At 68.0% G+C, this 18,380-nt stretch carries 19 protein-coding genes and 1 tRNA gene; 13 read left to right on the forward strand and 7 right to left on the reverse strand.

The window, feature by feature from the left end:
- Positions 1 to 162: 162 nt before the first annotated feature.
- Both ABY42_RS06895 and ABY42_RS06900 read right to left on the reverse strand, forming a co-directional pair.
- Complete coding sequence (locus ABY42_RS06895; RefSeq protein ID WP_050459029.1) at positions 163 to 957, reverse strand: DUF429 domain-containing protein; 795 nt, start codon at positions 955 to 957, stop codon at positions 163 to 165.
- Between the two features lie 38 nt (positions 958 to 995).
- Positions 996 to 1,673 (reverse strand): winged helix-turn-helix domain-containing protein, encoded by a 678-nt coding sequence (locus ABY42_RS06900; protein ID WP_050459030.1) that lies wholly within the window; start codon positions 1,671 to 1,673, stop codon positions 996 to 998.
- 370 nt (positions 1,674 to 2,043) lie between these two features.
- Here ABY42_RS06900 and ABY42_RS06905 point away from each other — a divergent pair, with 370 nt between their 5' ends.
- From ABY42_RS06905 to ABY42_RS06915, 3 genes are all read left to right on the forward strand, one after another.
- Positions 2,044 to 2,475 (forward strand): DoxX family protein, encoded by a 432-nt coding sequence (locus ABY42_RS06905; protein ID WP_004977104.1) that lies wholly within the window; start codon positions 2,044 to 2,046, stop codon positions 2,473 to 2,475.
- 176 nt (positions 2,476 to 2,651) lie between these two features.
- Positions 2,652 to 3,233: a flavin reductase family protein gene (locus tag ABY42_RS06910; RefSeq protein WP_004977103.1), complete on the forward strand. Its 582-nt coding sequence runs from the start codon at positions 2,652 to 2,654 to the stop codon at positions 3,231 to 3,233.
- 94 nt (positions 3,234 to 3,327) lie between these two features.
- Positions 3,328 to 3,981 carry a hypothetical protein gene (locus tag ABY42_RS06915; protein WP_050459031.1) on the forward strand — a complete coding sequence of 218 codons (654 nt, stop codon included), beginning with the start codon at positions 3,328 to 3,330 and terminating at the stop codon, positions 3,979 to 3,981.
- A 44-nt stretch (positions 3,982 to 4,025) separates the two neighbouring features.
- Here ABY42_RS06915 and ABY42_RS06920 read toward each other — a convergent pair whose 3' ends face one another.
- The gene (locus ABY42_RS06920) at positions 4,026 to 4,490 is read right to left on the reverse strand and encodes an SRPBCC family protein (protein ID WP_004977101.1); all 465 of its coding nucleotides are present in this window, start codon (positions 4,488 to 4,490) and stop codon (positions 4,026 to 4,028) included.
- A 605-nt stretch (positions 4,491 to 5,095) separates the two neighbouring features.
- Here ABY42_RS06920 and mvaD point away from each other — a divergent pair.
- From mvaD to ABY42_RS06960, 7 genes are all read left to right on the forward strand, one after another.
- The gene (mvaD, locus tag ABY42_RS06930) at positions 5,096 to 6,070 is read left to right on the forward strand and encodes a phosphomevalonate decarboxylase MvaD (RefSeq protein WP_004977100.1); all 975 of its coding nucleotides are present in this window, start codon (positions 5,096 to 5,098) and stop codon (positions 6,068 to 6,070) included.
- A gap of 69 nt (positions 6,071 to 6,139) precedes the next feature.
- Complete coding sequence (locus tag ABY42_RS06935; protein WP_050459033.1) at positions 6,140 to 7,273, forward strand: NAD(P)/FAD-dependent oxidoreductase; 1,134 nt, start codon at positions 6,140 to 6,142, stop codon at positions 7,271 to 7,273.
- 164 nt (positions 7,274 to 7,437) lie between these two features.
- The gene (locus ABY42_RS06940) at positions 7,438 to 9,177 is read left to right on the forward strand and encodes a histidine kinase N-terminal 7TM domain-containing protein (RefSeq protein ID WP_004977098.1); all 1,740 of its coding nucleotides are present in this window, start codon (positions 7,438 to 7,440) and stop codon (positions 9,175 to 9,177) included.
- Positions 9,178 to 9,280: 103 nt separating this feature from the next.
- On the forward strand, positions 9,281 to 10,435 hold the full coding sequence (locus tag ABY42_RS06945) for an acyl-CoA dehydrogenase family protein (RefSeq protein WP_050459034.1): 1,155 nt from the start codon (positions 9,281 to 9,283) through the stop codon (positions 10,433 to 10,435).
- Between the two features lie 119 nt (positions 10,436 to 10,554).
- Positions 10,555 to 11,253 carry an HAD family hydrolase gene (locus tag ABY42_RS06950; protein ID WP_050459035.1) on the forward strand — a complete coding sequence of 233 codons (699 nt, stop codon included), beginning with the start codon at positions 10,555 to 10,557 and terminating at the stop codon, positions 11,251 to 11,253.
- Between the two features lie 71 nt (positions 11,254 to 11,324).
- The gene (locus tag ABY42_RS06955; protein WP_050459036.1) at positions 11,325 to 12,305 is read left to right on the forward strand and encodes a phosphotransferase family protein; all 981 of its coding nucleotides are present in this window, start codon (positions 11,325 to 11,327) and stop codon (positions 12,303 to 12,305) included.
- 96 nt (positions 12,306 to 12,401) lie between these two features.
- Positions 12,402 to 12,704, forward strand: coding sequence for a non-histone chromosomal MC1 family protein (locus ABY42_RS06960; protein ID WP_049968431.1), 303 nt, complete (start codon positions 12,402 to 12,404; stop codon positions 12,702 to 12,704).
- 81 nt (positions 12,705 to 12,785) lie between these two features.
- Here ABY42_RS06960 and ABY42_RS06965 read toward each other — a convergent pair whose 3' ends face one another.
- Entirely contained in the window at positions 12,786 to 14,123 is a 1,338-nt protein-coding gene (locus tag ABY42_RS06965) for a permease (RefSeq protein WP_050459037.1), read from the reverse strand.
- A 291-nt stretch (positions 14,124 to 14,414) separates the two neighbouring features.
- Positions 14,415 to 14,489: transfer RNA gene (locus ABY42_RS06970), tRNA-Arg, on the reverse strand.
- Between the two features lie 94 nt (positions 14,490 to 14,583).
- Between ABY42_RS06970 and ABY42_RS06975 the strand changes: the two genes are divergently transcribed.
- The 3 genes from ABY42_RS06975 (at position 14,584) to ABY42_RS06985 (ending at position 16,742) form a co-directional block, all read left to right on the forward strand.
- Positions 14,584 to 15,438, forward strand: coding sequence for a geranylgeranylglycerol-phosphate geranylgeranyltransferase (locus ABY42_RS06975; RefSeq protein ID WP_050459038.1), 855 nt, complete (start codon positions 14,584 to 14,586; stop codon positions 15,436 to 15,438).
- Positions 15,439 to 15,625: 187 nt separating this feature from the next.
- Positions 15,626 to 16,237, forward strand: a complete 612-nt coding sequence (locus ABY42_RS06980) for an RAD55 family ATPase (protein WP_004977073.1) — start codon at positions 15,626 to 15,628, stop codon at positions 16,235 to 16,237.
- An 85-nt stretch (positions 16,238 to 16,322) separates the two neighbouring features.
- A complete protein-coding gene (locus tag ABY42_RS06985; protein WP_050459039.1) occupies positions 16,323 to 16,742 on the forward strand; it encodes a CoA-binding protein in 420 nt (139 codons plus the stop codon).
- Between the two features lie 51 nt (positions 16,743 to 16,793).
- Here ABY42_RS06985 and ABY42_RS06990 read toward each other — a convergent pair whose 3' ends face one another.
- Together ABY42_RS06990 and ABY42_RS06995 are read right to left on the reverse strand one after the other, a co-directional pair.
- Positions 16,794 to 17,774 carry a PLP-dependent cysteine synthase family protein gene (locus tag ABY42_RS06990; RefSeq protein WP_004977071.1) on the reverse strand — a complete coding sequence of 327 codons (981 nt, stop codon included), beginning with the start codon at positions 17,772 to 17,774 and terminating at the stop codon, positions 16,794 to 16,796.
- 187 nt (positions 17,775 to 17,961) lie between these two features.
- Positions 17,962 to 18,300, reverse strand: a complete 339-nt coding sequence (locus ABY42_RS06995) for a DUF5798 family protein (protein WP_050459040.1) — start codon at positions 18,298 to 18,300, stop codon at positions 17,962 to 17,964.
- Between the last annotated feature and the right edge of the window lie 80 nt (positions 18,301 to 18,380).

Raw genomic sequence — 18,380 nt, forward strand, 5'->3', positions numbered from 1 at the left:
ACGCATTGGGCTGGGCTGAGTATTCCGTGGTGGCGACAGTGGCCGCGCCATCTATCCGATTGAACACCGTGCATAAATATCTTCTCCCCGGAGAATACCCAACACTATTGTTGACTATATACTCATGTGTTTCAAGATTTTACGGATAGATGCTAGTGATTGTCAAACTTCTGTATTCGTCTCGAGAGCCCCCGTCGGGACGCGAATCGCCATCTCCAGTCCGGCGGCGTCCCGCGGCGGGTCGCTCGGGAGCGTCCCGAGCGGTCGCCGGGCCGCGGCCGCGAGCGCGAGCGCGTCGAGCACGTCGTCGCGAGCCACGTCGCGTCGGAGCGTCCGGGCCAGCGTCTCGCGGTAGGCGCGCTCGGCGTCGAACTTCGGCGCGTCCGTCCCGTCGGCATTCGACCCGTCGTCGCCGACTCCGGCTCCGGCGAACGCCGTCCTGAGCGCGTCGAGACGACGGTCGCGCCCCTCGGGCGTCGACTTCGGTTCCGAGAGCGGTTCGCCGGCGAAGGCGGCAAAGGCGAGTTCGGGATGGGATTCGAACACGCGCTGTCGGGCGCGCTGTGTCTCCCGAAGAACGGCGTCTACCTCGCGGATTTTGGGCACGAGGTGCCACGCCTGAATCGAGAGCCCCGCCCCGGTGCGCTCGCGGTTCGCCGCGCTTGCCGCCTCGTGGGAGTCGGCGTCGAGGACGGCCCGGACGGGCGCGAAGAAGACGGTGGCGGCCCGAGCGCCGAGCAGGTCGCGGGCCTCGCGGTCGCACGCACGGCGGTCGGACTCGGGAAGACCGATAGGGATGTCCACGAGCACCCGCTCGGCGTCACGCTCGCGGGCGAGGTCCCAGACGGCGGCGAAGTCAGAGACGACCCGCACGGAGAGGCCGTCCGCGGCGGCGACGGCGCACACCCAGCCCGACCGACAGCCGTCGACACCGACGACGGAGCATCGCTGTGGCACGGCTCGCAGTACGGGGCTGGGAGACAAAAGCGTCGGAGTTAGGAGTCGAGGGCCGTAGCCGTCATCTGCCGGCAGGAATCGCGGAGTTCGTTGAGCGTCACGTCGACGGTCGCGTCGAGCGAGACGAGCAGTTTCACGCCGTCCTCGAGGGGCACCCTGACGATGAGCGCGTCGTCGATGGCGAACGCGACGAGTTCCGGCCCTCCGATTGGCAGGTCTTCGAGGGGTTGGTCGATGGCCTCCTCGTTCGTGAGCGTCGCGACGAGCGTCTTGACGGTGTCTTCGTCGTAGCGCTCGATGAGCGACTGCTCGAAGAAGCGAATCCGCGTCTGAATCGGCTCACACCACGCGATTGCTCGGAGCGCGCCCCCGTACGCTTCCTGTAGCTCCGAGGACAGTTCGGGCGCGGGGAATTCGCCGTCGTTGACGACGGTAATGTCTGCTTCCTGGTCGAGTGCGACCCGCTCGTAAGCGAGTTCGCCGAGGTCCGTCAGTCCGTAGAGTCGCCCCTTCTGCTGTGACTCCGGAACCAAGAGTTCGACGATGCCCCGCTCCCGCAGCTCGGAGAGCGCCCGAGACACGTGCGGCTGTGCGAGGTCGGTCTCCGCGGCGATTCGGGACGGAAGCCCCGAACCGTGCTCCGAGAGATACCGACACACGGCCAGTCGATACCGAGAACTCGCGATGTACCCCGCGGAGTCCCACGTCTCGGTCATAAATGAGACCCTCCGCTGGTTGTTTTCATCATGATTGACACGTCCCGTACTGATATGCACTGCCAAGCGGGGTATATCTTTCGAGGGTCGGACAATACTACCATATACGTACCATATATCGGCCGAGAACGAAACGTGCTCCCACTTACTCGCCCAGAGTGTGCCGATTCAGCCACCGAACGACCGAACTCTTCGTGGACATCACCGACTTGGAGTGACGCCGGCGTAACCGGATACCTGCACGGTTACCCGGTGACATGTATGTCAGCAAACACATATATCGGTTCCGTCTCGTACCAGGTAACGTAATGATAGTACCACACCCGACGACGGACCGTCACAGAACCACCGCCGCGACGGAGGTACCGAGATGAGCGTCGCGCTCCAGTTCGCCGCTCCCGGTGCGGACATCGCGTTCCTCCTCGCGCGCGTCCTCTTCGGCGCGGTGCTCGCGTTCATGGGACTCAACCACTTCCTGAACCTCGACCACATGACCGGCTACGCCGAGATGAAGGGCCTGCCGGCGGCTCGCCTCGGCGTCGTCGTCTCCGGCGGGATGCTCGTGTTCGGCGGTCTCGGTATCGCCCTCGGCGTCCTGCCCGCGCTCGCCGCCGGTGCCGTCGCCGTCTTCCTCGTCGTCGGGACGCCGGTGTTCCACGACTTCTGGGCGGTTCCCGAGGACCAACAGGAGTCCGAGATGACGAGCTTCCTCAAGAACGTCGTCATGCTCGGCGGCGCGCTCGTCTTCCTCGCGCTCAGCGGGACGACGTGGTCCTACGCCGTCGGCCTGACGCTGTTCTAACCGCGCCGAGGCGACTCCCACGCGACGACGAGCCTCCCGACCCGCCGCAGCCCCACAGATTCATCGGCGTCCGAACCCACCACACACCCATTCATGACCGACGCAATACCGGACTCGACACCCGCACGTCTCCCGCCGCATAGCCGACCCCGTCCGCCCGCGGAGGCGGGTCGCTGATGGACGGCGCGCCCGACGAGTTCGGCTCGCCGTACCGCCTGCTCTCGGGGGCCGTGGTCCCCCGCCCCATCGCGTGGGTGAGCACCCGCGGCGACGACGCCGACAACCTCGCGCCGTACAGTTTTTCCACCGTCGCCAGCGTCGACCCGCCGGTCGTCGTCTTCGCGCCGGTCGGCCGCGGCCCGTCGCTGAAGGACACGCCGCGAAACGCCATCTCCCGCGGCGAGTTCGTCGTCAACGTCGTCACCCGAGACCTCGTCGAGGCGATGAACGAGACCGCCGCGACGGTCCCGCCCGGCGTCGACGAGTTCGAACACGCCGGCATCGAGAAGGCCGAGTCCGTCCGGGTCGACGCTCCCCGCGTCGCCGACGCCAAAGTCGCCTTCGAGTGCACCCTCTACGACAGCGTGGAGGTCGGCTCCTCGACGCTCGTCCTCGGCGAAGTCGTCCACGCGCACGTCGCCGACGAAGTGTTGACCGACGGCAAACTCGACACGAGGAAACTCGACGCGGTCGGCCGGCTCGCGGGCAACGAGTACGCGACGACCGACGACCGGTTCGAACTCGTCCGCCCCGACTGACGTCCCGACGAGGCTGCGCCGACGACCCGCCGGTTATCACAAATTGATAATGAGGCGCGAAGGTTTATCGCGGGATGCGAAGTCTGTCCGAACAATGAGCGACGTGTCGTTGTCGAGTGTGCTCTCGTTTCTCGATACCGACGACGCGGCGACCGTCGTCGAGCGGGTCCGCTCGGCCCGCGGGGAGCGGACGAAACGGACCGCCCGCGACGAGCGGACGTTCCTCTTTGCGGCTCCCGAAGGCGAGTCACAGCCGACCGAGGTCGTCTGGATAGACGTCGAGGCCGCGTTCGACGCCCGGAGCGTCGAGGCGTTCGCGGAGCGCTGCGACGGCCGCGGTATCGACGGGACGCTCCTGACGACCGGCGACGAAGCGCGGGCCGAAGAGACGCTCGCGCTCGCGTTCGCGGACGATGAACAGCTCGACGAGCCCGACGACAACGGCGACCGGGCGCTCCTCGTCGACCCCGTCGAGATCGAAGCCCCCATCGAACTCGTGACGCTTCCCGACCTCGTCGGAGCGCTCGAGGACGCCGACCTCGACGAGGCTATCATCGACGAGTATCACGAGCCGCACGAACCGGAGTTCGAGGACATCGTCGACGAGATCGACGCCGAGGAAGCCCGCGCCGCGGCCGAGGCGGACGCCGCCGAGGACGCCGGCTCCGGTCGCGCGCTCGCACTCCTCGTCGCGGCCGTGGTCATCGCGGCGGTCGCGGCTGCGTTCGTGCTGTTCGGCCCGTTCTGAGCCGTCGCTTTGAGATACGTCCTCGGCTCGCTGACTCACCTCACTCACTCACTTCGGCCCCGGCTCGCCTCGTCTGTGAGCCGCCGCTTCGCGAGCCGCTCGATTCTGCGCAGCGCGAGCGCACAGACCGCGGCGTACGGCCCCGCGAGAACCGGCACTTCGAACGCCACCTCGCAGCGGTCGGCCCCGACCGACTCCACGCGGTGTCCCGTCGCCGGAATCCCGGCCACGCGCCACGTCCACCGACGGGACTCGTCGTCGCACGTCTCGATGCTGAACGGGACCCAGACGCCGGCGACGCGGACCTCGCCGCGACTCCCCGCCTCGATGCGTCCGTCGACGCCGCGGACGGCCGACACGCTCGGCCCCCAGTCGGGCCAGTCGGCGACCGACACCAACACGTCCCACGCCGCGTCCGCGGGAGCCGAAATCCGTCGGGAGACGGCCAGTCGCCGCCCCTCCGGCGTGCGCTCCGCCCGCGTTCGGGTCCGGCTCGACTCGCCCCTCATATCTCCTAGTATGCTAATAAGTCGTAATATAACATCGCCGAAATCTTTATCCACGAACCGTGGTAGCAACTACCAAGGAAACACATGAGCAACACAAGTGACCGCCCGAAGACGATGCGAGACGTCAGCCACACACCGCCCACAGGCGAGAGCGTCATGAACGTCTGGGAGCGAGGACACGAATCCGAGTCCACAGAATAGCCGGGCAGAACCAATCGCACGACGACGAACAGCAACGAACCACCCGCATCGAACTCGAACGACCAGCCAACCAATCGAATCGTAACGAACCACCCGCATCGTAACGAACCGCCCGCATCGAACTCGACTAACCAGCCAACCAATCGAACCGAACCCAGCGAATCAATCACGAGACAGCCAACACGATACGACTACCCAAGTAACCGAACGAGCGACCCACCGTATCGAACTCGACCGCCTCCCGCTGGAGAGGGAGAACGTGCGTCCTTCCTGCGCACCGTTGCGACCGACCCGCGCCGGCCGTCCCGCCGGCGCGCACTCGATTTCCGACCGACTGTACCCGTTACCCGCCGGTGTCGACACCTATCGGGACGTTTAACCCCGAGTCCGACGGGCGTTCGAACATGAAGGCCACCGCCAAGGCCCACCCGATTCAGGGCCTCGTGAAGTATCACGGGATGCGAGACACGGAGCGACGGATGCCGTACCACGACAGCATCAGCGTCTGCACGGCCCCGAGCCACACGAAGACGACCGTCGAATTCCTCCCCGACGCCGACGAAGACGTCTACGTCATCGGCGGCGAGGAAGTCGAGGGCCGGGGCGCGGAGCGCATCCGCGCCGTCGTCGACCGGGTCCGCGAGCTGGCCGACTTCGACCACCGCGTCCGCCTCGAAAGCGAGAACTCCTTCCCCTCGAACATCGGGTTCGGTTCGTCGGCGTCCGGGTTCGCCGCGGCCGCGATGGCGCTCGCCGAGGCGGCCGACCTCGATATGACGCATCCCGAAGTCTCGACCATCGCCCGCCGCGGGTCGGCGTCCGCCGCCCGCGCCGTCACGGGCGCGGTCTCGCACCTCTACTCGGGGATGAACGACACCGACTGCCGCTCCGAGCGCATCGAGACCGACCTCGAAGACGACCTGCGCATCGTCGCCGCGCACGTCCCCGCCTACAAGGAGACCGAGCAGGCCCACGCCGAGGCCGCCGACAGCCACATGTTCCAGGCCCGGATGGCCCACATCCACGCCCAGATAGACGACATGCGCGACGCGCTGTACGACGCCGACTTCGACGCCGCCTTCGAACTCGCCGAGCACGACTCGCTGTCGCTCGCGGCGACGACGATGACCGGGCCCGCCGGCTGGGTCTACTGGCAGCCGCGCACCATCGCCGTCTTCAACGCCGTCCGCAGGCTCCGGAACGAAGAGGACGTGCCGGTCTACTTCTCGACCGACACCGGCGCGAGCGTCTACGTCAACACCACCGAGGAACACGTCGACCGCGTCGAGGAAGCCGTCGCCGACTGCGGCGTCGAAACCGACGTGTGGGGCGTCGGCGGCCCCGCCGAAGTGCTCGACGAGTCCGAAGCGCTGTTCTGAGCGTCCGGCCGACCGCCGCGTACCGCGACCGCCGTCACCCTCTTTTTGCTCGCGCCCGACGAGACAGCCATGCGTGTCCTGGTTCTCGGTGCCGGGTACGCGGGCCTCACGCTCGCCCGCGACCTCGAACGCCGACTCCCCGTCGACGCCGACCTGACCGTGGTGAACGACTCCCCGCACCACCTCGTCCAACACGAAGTCCACCGCGCGATTCGACGGCCGGCGGTCGCCGACGCGATTCAGGTCCCCCTCGACGAGGCGCTCGACCGCGCCGAGGTCGTCGTCGACCGCGTGACGGGCGTCGACCGCGACGCGCGGACCGTCGAACTGGCCGAGGGCGACGCGCTCGACTACGACTACTGCGCGGTCTGTCTGGGCGCGGAGACCGCCTACTACGGCATCCCCGGCCTCGAAGCTCACTCGGTCCCGCTGAAGCGCGTCGCCGACGCCGAAACCATCCGCAAGCGGTTCTTCGACGACTGCGACGAGGGCGGGACCGTCGTCGTCGGCGGCGCGGGGCTGTCGGGCGTGCAGGTCGCGGGCGAACTCGCCGCGCTCCGCGACGAGGAGGACGCGCACGCCGACGTCGTCCTCGTGGAGCAACTGGACGCCGTCGCGCCGTCGTTCGCCGAGCCGTTCCAGCGGGCGGTCCGCGACGAACTCCTCGACAGGGGCGTCGAGATTCGGACCGAGACGACCGTCGAGTCGGTGACGGACGCGACCGTCGCGACCGACACCGGCGACCTCGACTACGACCTGCTGGTCTGGACCGGCGGCATCGCCGGCGACGACGCGATGGGCGGCGAGCGACCCCCCGTCAGGGCCGACCTCCGGCTCGACCGGCGGACGTTCGTCGTCGGCGACGCGGCCCGCGCGGTCGACGCCGACGGCGAGCCGGTCCCCGCGAGCGCCTCCGCGGCCCTCCGCGAGGCGAAAACCGTCGCCGGCAACGTCGCGGCGCAGGTCGAATTCGAACTCGACGGCGACGGGAACGACTTCGCGCCGCGGCCCGACCCCTACCGGTTCGAAGTGCCCGGCTGGATCGTCTCGGTCGGCGACGGCGCGGTCGCGCAGGTCGGCCCGAGCATCTTCCGCGGGAAGGCCGCGAAGGCGATGAAAGCCACCGTCGGAGCCGGTCATCTCACCTCGGTCGGCGCGATTTCGCGGGCGGTCGACCTCGTCGACGAGGAACTGCACGCCTGACGCCGCCCCCGGTGGAAGCGCTCCCGCAGTCCGGCGGTTCCCCTGAGAAGTTCTTTATCCGATGGCGGAGTATCGCCGTCCATAGTCAACGATGCCGGGCACCATCTCCGAGACGACGCCTCCGAGGGCACCGCTCGAACCGTGACTGACGAGCGAGGTGTTCGATGAACTGGCAGCACACCGCCTACGCCTACCCGATGGTCTTCGCGGCGGTGGTCGCCGGCGTCCTCTCCGCCTACGCCGTCCAGTTCGTCCGCCGCCGCGGGCGGAACCCGACCGTCGTCTCGTTCGCCGTGCTGACGGCCGCCGTCGCCTTCTGGACCGCGACGACGGCGGTCAAGCTGTTCCTCGTCGACCCCGGCGCGAAACTGCTGGCGTACAAGCTCCTCCACGTCGGGGCGATGACGGCCGCGCCGACGTTCTTCGTCTTCGCCCTCGCGTACACCGACCGCCGGGAGCTGCTCGACCGCCACGTGGTGGCGTCGCTGTACGTCGTCCCCGCGGTGTTCCTCGCCGTCCTCTTTGTCAACCCGCTGGAACTGGGTTACACCGGCTGGGAGCTGTCGACCGTCGACGGCGTGGCCGTACTCTCCGTCGCCGACGGCCCGGTGAGCGTGTTCGGCCTCGTCTACGGGTTCGTCCTGCTGTTTCTCGGACTCGGCATCATCGGTCAGTACGCGCTCGAACTCGACCGCCCCTACCGGACGCAGGCGACGCTCCTCATCGTCGGGATGCTCGTTCCGTCGGTCGTCGCCGCGCTCGAACTCACCCACACCCCGCCGCTCGCCGGGGGCGTCAACCTCATCCCCGCCTCGCTCGCGGTCCCCTCGGTGACGTTCGGCATCGCCGTCTACCGCTACAAGCTCCTCGACATCCTCCCGCTCGCCTACGCGACCGCCGGCGCGCACTCGGCTGACGGCCTCGTCGTCCTCGACGCCGACGGGGTCGTCGTCCACGTCAACGACCACGTCCGGCCGCTGTTGGGAACCGGCGACCCCCTCCTCGGTCGTCCGGCGAGCGAGGCCCTCCCGAACTACGGCGACCTCGACGACGACCTCGACGGCGAGCACTCGTCGTGCGACGTGCTCGTCGAGGGCGAGCGCTACGTCGAACTGACGCGCATCCCGCTCGACCGCGCCGGCGACCCCCTCGGGTGGGTGGTCTCGGTCCGGGACGTGACGCCCCGGAAGCACTACGAACTCGCCCTGGAGTCGAGAAACGACGAACTGGAGGTGCTGAACCGAATCGTCCGCCACGACATCCGAAACGACATGCAGCTCGTGACGGCGTACATCGACATCGTCCTCGAACACGAGCCGCTGTCCGACGAGGCGCGGTCGCAGTTGGAGACCGCGCTCCGGCGGGCGCTCAACACCGTCGACCTCACCGACGTGCTCGGACAGCTGATGCGCGCGACGAACGACGACGAGCGCCGTCGTCACCTCGACGTCGGCGCCACGCTCCGGGAGGCCGTCGAAGACGTTCGCGAGGGGCACCCGAACGCGACGTTCGCGGTCGCCGACCTCCCGTCCGCGACGGTGTCCGCCAACGACCTGCTCGACTCCGTGTTCGTGAACGTCCTGAAGAACGCGGTCGTCCACAGCGACCGCGACGAGCCGTCGGTCGCCGTCTCGGCGGCGGCGGACGACGGGCGCGTCACCGTCCGCATCGCCGACGACGGCCCCGGAATCTCCGACGAACAAAAGTCGGTCGTCTTCGGGAAGGGCGCGAAAGGGTTAGAGAGCCCCGGCACCGGAACGGGACTGTACCTCGTCGAGACAATCGTCACCAACTTCGGCGGCACCGTGCATATCGAGGACAACGAACCCCGGGGGAGCGTCTTCGTCATCGAACTCCCGCTCGCGGCCGTCGAGGCCGCGGACCGACCCGACTCGGTCGACTGACTGAGCGCCCCGGGCGCGGCCGACGCCACGTCCGTCGAATCAACTCGCCGCACGTTTCCCGCTGTGTGACAACTGTTATCGGTCATGTATGTGATTATCAATCATGGACTATTCGCTCTCTGACGAACAGCGGGCCATCCGCGAGGAGGTCCGGCGGTTCGCCGAAAACGAGGTCGCACCGGTCGCGGGCGAGTACGACGAGGCGGAGACGTATCCCGCGGAGGTCGTCCGCAAGGCGTCGGAGATGGGACTAACGGGGGCGCACTTCCCCGTCGAGTACGGCGGCGTCGGCTACTCCTCGCTGGAGAACGCCCTCGTCACAGAGGAACTGTTCGCGGTCGACCCCGGTATCGGGCTCTGCATCACGAGCGCCGGGTTCGGCGCGGAGGCCATCATCAGCTTCGGCACCGACGACCAGAAAGAGCGCTTCCTGCCGCCGATTACGGAGGGCGAGTCCGTCATGGGCGCGGCCATCAGCGAACCGCAGGCGGGCTCAGACGTGACCTCGGTTCGCACCCGCGCCGAGAAGGACGGCGACGAGTGGGTGATAAACGGCACCAAGATGTGGATAACGAACGGGAGCGTCGGCGACTACTTCGTCGTCATGTGCCAGACCGACCCCGACGCGGACGACCGCTACGCGGGCTTCTCGCAGCTCATCGTCGAGGCCGACCGCGACGGCTTCTCCGCCGACAAGATAACGGGGAAGATGGGTATCCGCGCCAGCGACACGGCCGAACTCGTCTTCGACGACGTGCGCGTGCCCGAGGAGAACCTCGTCGGCACCGAGGGAATGGGCTTCCTCCAGCTCATGCAGTTTTTCGACGAGACGCGGACCGCGGTGGCCGCGCAGGCGGTCGGCATCGCGAAGGGGGCCTGCGAGCGGGCGCTCGACTACGCCAAAGAGCGCGAGCAGTTCGGCCGCCCCATCGGCGACTTTCAGGCGATTCAACACAAGCTCGCTGAGATGCACACCGCGACCGAGGCCGCCCGGCAGTTGACCTACAAGTCGGCGTGGAGCGTCGACAACGACGAGGACCAACTGACCGCGCTCGCGTCGATGGCCAAGGAGTTCGCCTCGAACGTCGCCACCGACGTGGCCGACGAGGCCGTCCAGATTCACGGCGGGGCCGGCTTCGTCAACGACCACGACGTCGAACGGCTCTACCGCGACGCGAAAATCACGCAGATTTACGAGGGGACCACGGAGATTCAGAAGAACATCATCGCCCGCGAACTGCTCGGTAAGGGCTTCTGAGGCCCGCTGGCGGCAAGCTATCGACCCGTCGTCTCCCTCCGCCGACCGCCCGACTCGTCGTCGCCGCGGACGGCGTCGCCCGTGGACGAAGTTTTATCGCCGCCGCGCCAAGGGAGCGTGTGGCACCGTTCGACGCGATTCTCTTCGACCTCGACAACACGCTCTGTACGAACGACCAGAGCGGCGAGACCATCTACACCGGCGCGTTCGACGCCGCCGGCATCGACCGCTTCGGCGAGCCGTCGGACCTCTGGACCGCGCTCGACGGCCCGCCGGACCACGACGACCACGAGGCCTACCTCGCCGACGGCTTCGAGCGCGTCGCCGCGAAACACGACCGCGAGGGAGTCGACGTTCGGGCGCTCGCCCGCGGGTTCGTCCAGACGGTCGACTACTCGGCCGTCTCGTTCCGACCGGGTGCCGAGGGGGCTCTCGCCGCCGCCCGGGACCACGCGCGGGTCGGTCTCGTCACCAACGGCCCCGAGCGGCGGCAGTCCGTCAAGCTCGACGCGCTCGGCATCGCCGACGCGTTCGACGCGGTCGTCTTCGCGGGCGACATGCCGCGGCGAAAGCCTCACCCCGACCCGTTCGACCGGGCGCTCGACGCCCTCGACGCCGAGGCGGACGCGAGCCTCCACGTCGGCGACTCGCTGGAGTTCGACGTGGACGGTGCCCACCGCGCCGGCCTCGACGCCGCGTGGTGTCCGGTCGAGGCGGAGGTCGCTGACGCGGCCGGTCCCGACGCCGAGTCGTACGCCCCGGCGTACGTCCTCCGGTCGCTCTCCGAGTTCTCGGCGATTCTCGACGGCGGACCGTGACGACCTCCTACGGTCGGCCGCGCGGGAGCCGTCCGCTGCACCTTTGTTCGCGTCGCCCCTAGAGTGGCTCCATGGACCCCGTCGCAACCGTGCTCGCCCGCGAGTTCCCCGAGCGACGCGTCGCGACGACCGCACGCGTCCCGAACGGAAACCACAAGCGGACCGCGGTCGCGACGTTCGCCGACGGCGGCGAGGTCGTCGTCCAGACGGCGGCCGACGCCGCGGCGCTGACCCTCGAAGCCGCCCTCTCCCGGGCGGTCCGCGAGCGCACGACGATTCCGGTCCCCCGCGTCCTCGCGTCGGGCGCGGTCGACGGGTTCGGGTACGTCGTCGCAGCGCGCGCCGCCGGCGACGAACTCCACGAGCGGTTCGTCTCGCTCGATTCGGCGACCCAACGCCGCGTGGCACGGTCGTTCGGCGTCGGCCTCGGCCAGCTTCACGAAGCGTTCTCTTTCGGAGGGTACGGTCGGCTCGGACGGTCGGCTTCCGGGAGACTGCGGGCCGACGGTGGCGATGCTTCCGACTCGCCGACCGACCGCGGATTCGACGCCGTGAGCGCCGCCGACGCCGACTGGGAGGCGTGGTTCTCCGCCTACGTCCGGGAAGGAATCGCGGCGCTCCCGCCGGCGTTCGACGGGGTTCGAAGCCGGCTGGAGGAGGTCGCCGCGACCGCCTCGCTCCCCGCGAACCCGCCGTCGAACCTCTACCCGTGGGACTTCCGGCCGGGAAACGCGCTCGTCGCCGACGGCCGCGTGACCGCCGTCCTCGACTGGGGCCAGCCGATGGCCGCCGCGCCGGGCCTCGCCGTCGCCAAGGTCGAACACCTCGTCGCCGACTGGTACGTCGAAGACGGCGCGCCGCTCCGCCGGGCGTTCCGCGCGGGCTACGAGTCGGTCCGGCGGCTCCCGTCGGTACCGCGCGCCTATCAGGTCGCCGCCGTCGTCCGCTCGGCGGTCGATTCGACGGGAGAGGTGACTCGCCCCGGTTACCCCGAGCGAACCGGGACGGCGGCGGTCGACTTCCACCTGACCCGGCTCGACGCGCTGTTGTAACCCCGCTCGGAGTCGGTGCCGTCGGCTCCATTCGAAGGCGTGCCGCGCCCCGCGGCGACACGAACTACTAATTCGGAGTGCGTGGTAGGGACAAGCATGGTACGAGAAGACGGCAAGCGAAACTTCGTCCTCGTCGAAGACGGCGAGGAGACGAGCGTGTTCAGCGGAACGTATCCCCGGCAGGCGGCGCTGAAGGCCGCTCGGCGGCTCCACCCCGCCCCGAGCCCCGACGACATCGACGGGAAAGCGACGCTCAGGCTCCGCGAGCGTGGGACCGACCGGGTCCACGTCTACGAGGGGTGGGCGTGGACCGAGGAGAAAGGCGACGACGACCCCGAGTGGATGGACGACTACGTCACCCGAGCGAACGTCTCGAAGCAGGGTATCGAGCACCGATAGACGTTAACCGGGGATTCGGCCGGTCTGGAGAACCCCGACTTCGTTTTTTGCGGTTCGTGGGTTACGTGTCGAGTCGGCGGCTCAGCCGCCGGCGTTCGCCGCCTCACCGTGGCCGCCGCGGCCCTCGTCGCCGACCGACTCCGAGCGGTGGAGCCAGTAGAGGACGCCGAACAGGCCGGTGGCGAACACGTTCAACGCGAGTTTGTAGTCCGCCTCGATACTCACTTCGGCGATTTGGACGCTCTCAGGCGACGGGATGAGCCCCGCGCCGAGGAAGACGAAGTGGACGACCACGCCCGTCAGGACCGCCGAAACGAATATCATCCCCGAGAGAATCGCCGCGAACTTCGTCCCGTAGTACTCGCGGTAGGCGTCCATGATGGGCGGGACGATGAGGTCCGCGTAGATGTAGCTCAGGACGCTCCCGAACGGCAGGCCGTTCGAGAACAGGACCGCCCCGAACGGGACGTTCCCCACCGAGCAGACGAAGGTGGCGACGCCGATGACGGCCCCGAGGACCGCGGTCCAAAACACGTACACGGGAACGCCGAACGTCGGTCCCGAGAACACCGAGGTCCACACCGACTCGGGGATGAACCCGGCGATGAGGCCGGCGAAGACGAACCCGATGGCGATCTCGTCCCAGAGCATCCCCCACTCCTTCCACTGCTTGTCGGCGAGCGCCTTCCACCCCGACAGCGACGTCGCCTGTTCGCGGACCGTCGTGTTGGCCTCCTCGGGGTCGAAGCTCTCCTTGCACGACTTCGAGCAGAAGTAGAACGTCCGCCCGTCGTGTTCGACCGAGTACTCGGTCTCGTCGGGGTCGACTTCCATCCCGCAGACCGGGTCGCGGACGGTCTCCGAACCCCCGTCTTGGACGTTCTGTCGGGCCTGTTCGACCACCTCGTCGGGCACGAGGTAGACGAAGCCGAACGCCATCAGCCCGATGAGGATGAACCCGCCGAGGATGTCGGCCACGAGGAACTGCCAGCCGAGGAGAATCCAGATGACCGCGCCGATTTCGATGACGAGGTTGGTCGAGGCGAACATGAACGCGCCGAGGGTCGCCGCCGCCGACCCGCCCTTCTTGAACAGGTTCTTCGCGGTGGCGATGGCGCTGTAGGAACACGACGAGGAGACGAAGCCGAACAGCGAGCCGTAGCCGATTTCTCTCGGACCGTGGCCCTCCAGAAGCTCCGAGACCTCCTCGCCCGAGGTCCACGCCTCCACGCCGCCGGCGATTGCGAAGCCGACGACGAGCGCCCACCACGTCACCCACGCCATGGCCGCGGTCGTCGAAAGCGCCTCTCGGGCGCTCTCGACGAGGAACGTCCCCAGCGGCTCCGTGGTCGTGAACACGCCGATGCCGACCGTCGCGAGTGCGATGACCGTGAGTATCGCGTATTCGGTCCGGTCCATGTGGTCGGATATGAGGGGAGCCGTACCTAACTGGATTGTGCCTAGGAGAATCGGGGTTTCGGCGCGGCGCGACTTTGGGTTGTGAAGTCGAGTCCGCCGTCGATTTTGGAGCGGAAAGCCGAGCGCCGGTGCGACGACTCCGACGACTGCTCGGAAGGTGCGTGATGCGTGCGACGGCGGGCGATTGTCTTGACCCAGAAGATTGTGAAGCGCAGTCGCTCACTCCCTTCGCTCCCTGGTTCAACTCCTTCGGCCCAGATTCCGCTCGTCACCAAGTTCCTCGCAAAATCATGGGCGCTGCAGGATTTGAACCCACGGCAACTTGGTCCGAAGCCAAGCACTCTGTCCAGACTGAGCTAAGCGCCCTACATGACTTCGTCTGTCGTGGATTGTTTTAAATGGATTGATTCGAGGCGGCGACTCCGCGCGATTTATACCCGACCTCCGAACAGTACGGGGTATGTCTCTCGGTACGCGAGCGCGCGGGTTCGCCGAACTCACCCGACCGGGAAACGCCGTCGCCGCCGGCGTCCTCACGTTCACCGGGGCGTTCGTCGCCGGGGCGTCCCCGAGCGACGCGCTCGTCGTCGTCGCGGCGATGCTCGCCACCGTGTTCGCCACGGGCGCGGGTAACGCCATCAACGACTACTTCGACCGCGATATCGACCGCATCAACCGCCCCGACCGGCCGATTCCGCGCGGCGCGGTGACCGCGACCGAGGCGAAGTGGTTCAGCGTCGCGCTGTTCGGCGGGGCGGTCGTCTCGGCGTTCGTCCTCCCGGTCGTCGCCATCGCCATCGCCGTCGTCAACCTCGTCGCGCTCCTCGCGTACACGGAGTTCTTCAAGGGTCTCCCGGGTGTCGGCAACGTCGTCGTCGCCGCGCTCACCGGCTCGACGTTCCTCTTCGGCGGCGCGGCCATCGGCGAGCCGTTGGGTGCGGTCGTTCTCTGTGTGCTCGCCGCGCTGGCGACGCTGACCCGCGAAATCGTCAAAGACGTGGAGGACATCGGCGGCGACAGGGAAGAGGGACTGCGGACGCTTCCCATCGTCGTCGGCGAGAAGGCGTCGCTGTGGCTCGGCGTGGTCGTCTTGGTCGTGGCCGTCGCCGCGAGCGCGGTGCCGTTCGTCTGGGGCGGGTTCGGGCTGGCGTACCTCGGAATCGTCGCCCCCGCCGACGCGGTCATGCTCGCGGCCGCGGTTCGGTCGTTCGCCGACCCGGCCGCGGCGCAGCGCCGACTCAAATACGGGATGTTTTTAGCGGCGTTCGCCTTCATCGTCGGACGGGCGACGGCGCAGACTGGAGGAACCATATAAATGTATGCGGACGAACAATCGGTCGGATTCCGGGGAACGCGCCGACGAGCGGGGAGCGTTCTATCCGCCAATCAAAAAGAATATTACCGGCTCACCGCATGGTCGTACTATCCGATGACCCTCGGCGAGCGGAAGCGTCACGCGATTGCGTTCCTCGGAGTCGATACCGTCGAACCGAGGTACCCGCATGTATAAGCTAGGCGCTGACCTCGACGTCGAGGTCGAACCGGGCACGAACCTCCTTCTCGTCGGGCCGCCGCTGACCGGCAAGCGCTCGCTGGCGCTCGACATCCTCGCCGAGGGCACCCGAAACGGCGAGGGCGCGGTTATCGTCACGACCAAAGACGGCGCGGACCGCATCCTCAACGACTTCGGCAAGCGACTCGACTACGAGGGCAAACCCGTCGCAGTCGTCGACTGCGTCACGAAACAGCAGGGCGTCGGCGAGGTCCGCGACGACGAGCGAATCCGATACACGTCGTCGCCGGTCGACATGACAGGAATCGGAATCAAGCTCTCGGAGATTCTCCAGGAGTACTACCAGGACCGCGGTCTGCCGGAGAACCGCATCATGCTCCACTCGCTGTCGACGCTCCTGATGTACGCCGACCTCCAGACCGTCTTCCGGTTCCTCCACGTGTTCACCGGCCGCATCCAGAGCGTCGGCGGCCTCGGCCTGTTCACCATCGACGCCGACGCCCACGACGACCGGACGATGAACACCATCAAACAGCTCTTCGACGGCATCATCACGACTCACGAGGACGCGCCGCCGGACATCCGCATCGCGGACCACTAAGTCGTATCCTCGATTCCGGACTGGGACGGCGGCCGCGCCGCACAGCCGCCCGAGATTTTTATCCGCAGCCGGTCACGTCGTAGGTATGCCCATCACCAGCGACGACGACATCCGCGGGCTGTTCGACGCCGAGACCATCGCGGTCGTCGGCTGTTCGGCCACGCCCGGCAAGCCCGCCCACGACGTCCCGGCGTACATGCAGCGCCACGGCTACCGCGTCGTTCCGGTCAACCCCTTCCACGACGAAATCCTCGGCGAGACGGCGTACGACTCGCTCGCCGACGTGGACGAGGAAATCGACCTCGTGGACGTGTTCCGGCCGTCTGAGGAAGCGGGCGACATCGTCGACGCCGCGATCGAGCGCGCCGACGCCCGCGGCGACGTGGCGGCCGTCTGGCTCCAACTCGGCATCAGCGACGACGACGCGGCCGCCCGCGCCGAGGAGGCGGGGCTCTCGTTCGTCCAGGACAGGTGCTTCAAGGTCGAACACTCGCGGCTCGCCTGAGCGGACGGCGGAGCGACGAGTCGGCCTGAGCCGGCCGCTGAACCGCCGTTTTCACCCTTCCCACGACTCGAAGTCGCCGTAGACGCCCTTCGAGAGGTATCGCTCCGAGGAGTCGGGGAAGACGGTGACGACGGCGTCGTACGGGAGGTCGAGGTCGCCGGCGGCGGCGCGCTCGGCCACGTCGACGGCGGCCAGCGAGTTGGCGGCGGCGCTCGACGCGACGAGGTGGCCCTCCTCGGCGGCGAGGCGCTGCATCTCGTCGTGGGTGTCGCGGTCGGCGATTTGGACGATTTCGTCCACCAGCTCGGGGTCGAACAGCTCGTTCGTCGCGGGGTCGTGCGTCCCGATGCCCTCGGTCTTGTACGACGCCTCCGCCACGTCGCGGCCGTGGAGCCGGGCGTAGAGCGAGCCCTCGGGTTCCACCGCGGTGACGAACGTGTCCTCGTGGTGCTCGCGGCCGTACCGCGCCATCCCCATGAGCGTGCCCGCGGTGCCGCAGCCGGCGACGAGCGCGCCGACCTCGCCGTCGAGGGCGTCGTAAATCTCGGGCGCGGTCGTCTCGTAGTGCGCCTCGGGGTTGAGCGGGTTTGAGAACTGCTGGGGGACGACGGCGTCGTCGAGTTCGTCGGCGAGCTTGTGCGCGCGGTCGATAGCGCCGCCCATCCCGTCTTCGGTGGGCGTGTTCACCACGTCGGCACCGAGCGCGCGCATGAGCGTCTGTTTTTCCACGCTGAACCGCTCGGGGACGACGAACACCGCGCGGATGCCGAGCTGTCCGGCCGCGACGGCGAAGCCGATGCCGGTGTTGCCGGCGGTCGGCTCGACGATGGTGCCGCCCTCGGGGAGTGCGCCCGATTCGAGCATCCGTTCGAGCATGTACGTCCCGATGCGGTCCTTGACGCTCGCGCCCGGGTTGAACGATTCGAGCTTCGCGTAGACGGGCACCTCGTCGGGCGACGCGTGGACTCTGACGAGCGGCGTCTCGCCGACGGCGTCGAGCACCGAGTCGAGGGGGTCGCGGTGCGTGGTCATACGTGGGCAAAAGTTGCCCCTGGCCCTGAACGTTTTCATCCCGGTTCGTCCCCTCGTCGGCGGGCGACTCGCGGCCGGAGCGACTGACGCCGGTCGAAAACAAAGCGTCGTCTTCGGGACTGGCGGCGGGGCTGCGGCGGGGACGGGATGTCGAAAGAGAACGGAGAGAGACGGAGGGGCGGTCGGATTACGCTTCGTCGGTGGTGTCGCTCGATGCGTCGGCATCGGCGTCGGACGCGTCGGCGGTCGCCCCGGTGTCGTCTCCGGCCGAGCCTTCCTCGGCTTCGGAGATGTGCGCCTGCGCGATTGCGGCGTCGAGGTCGACGCCCTGTTCTTCCGCGATGGCTTCGAGAATCGCCCGCTGTTCGGCGTTCTCGGCTTCGAGTCGGTCGACGCGCGACTTCGTCTCGTTGACCGTCTCGCGGACCTCGACGACCTGCTCGCGCAGTTCGTTGAGCTTCTTGTACACGTCTTCGGCCATCTCTGCGACCTTCTGGAGCTTCTTCGCGGTGCCTCCGAGTGCCATGTGTCGCCTCTCGGACTCGGGGCTTGTACGACTTCCGGTGCGGTGTCACAGGGAGGGCGGGCGGGAACGCCGAGCGCGGA

Source organism: Haloferax gibbonsii (genome assembly GCF_001190965.1).
In the GTDB taxonomy this organism is placed as follows: Archaea; Halobacteriota; Halobacteria; order Halobacteriales; family Haloferacaceae; genus Haloferax; species Haloferax gibbonsii.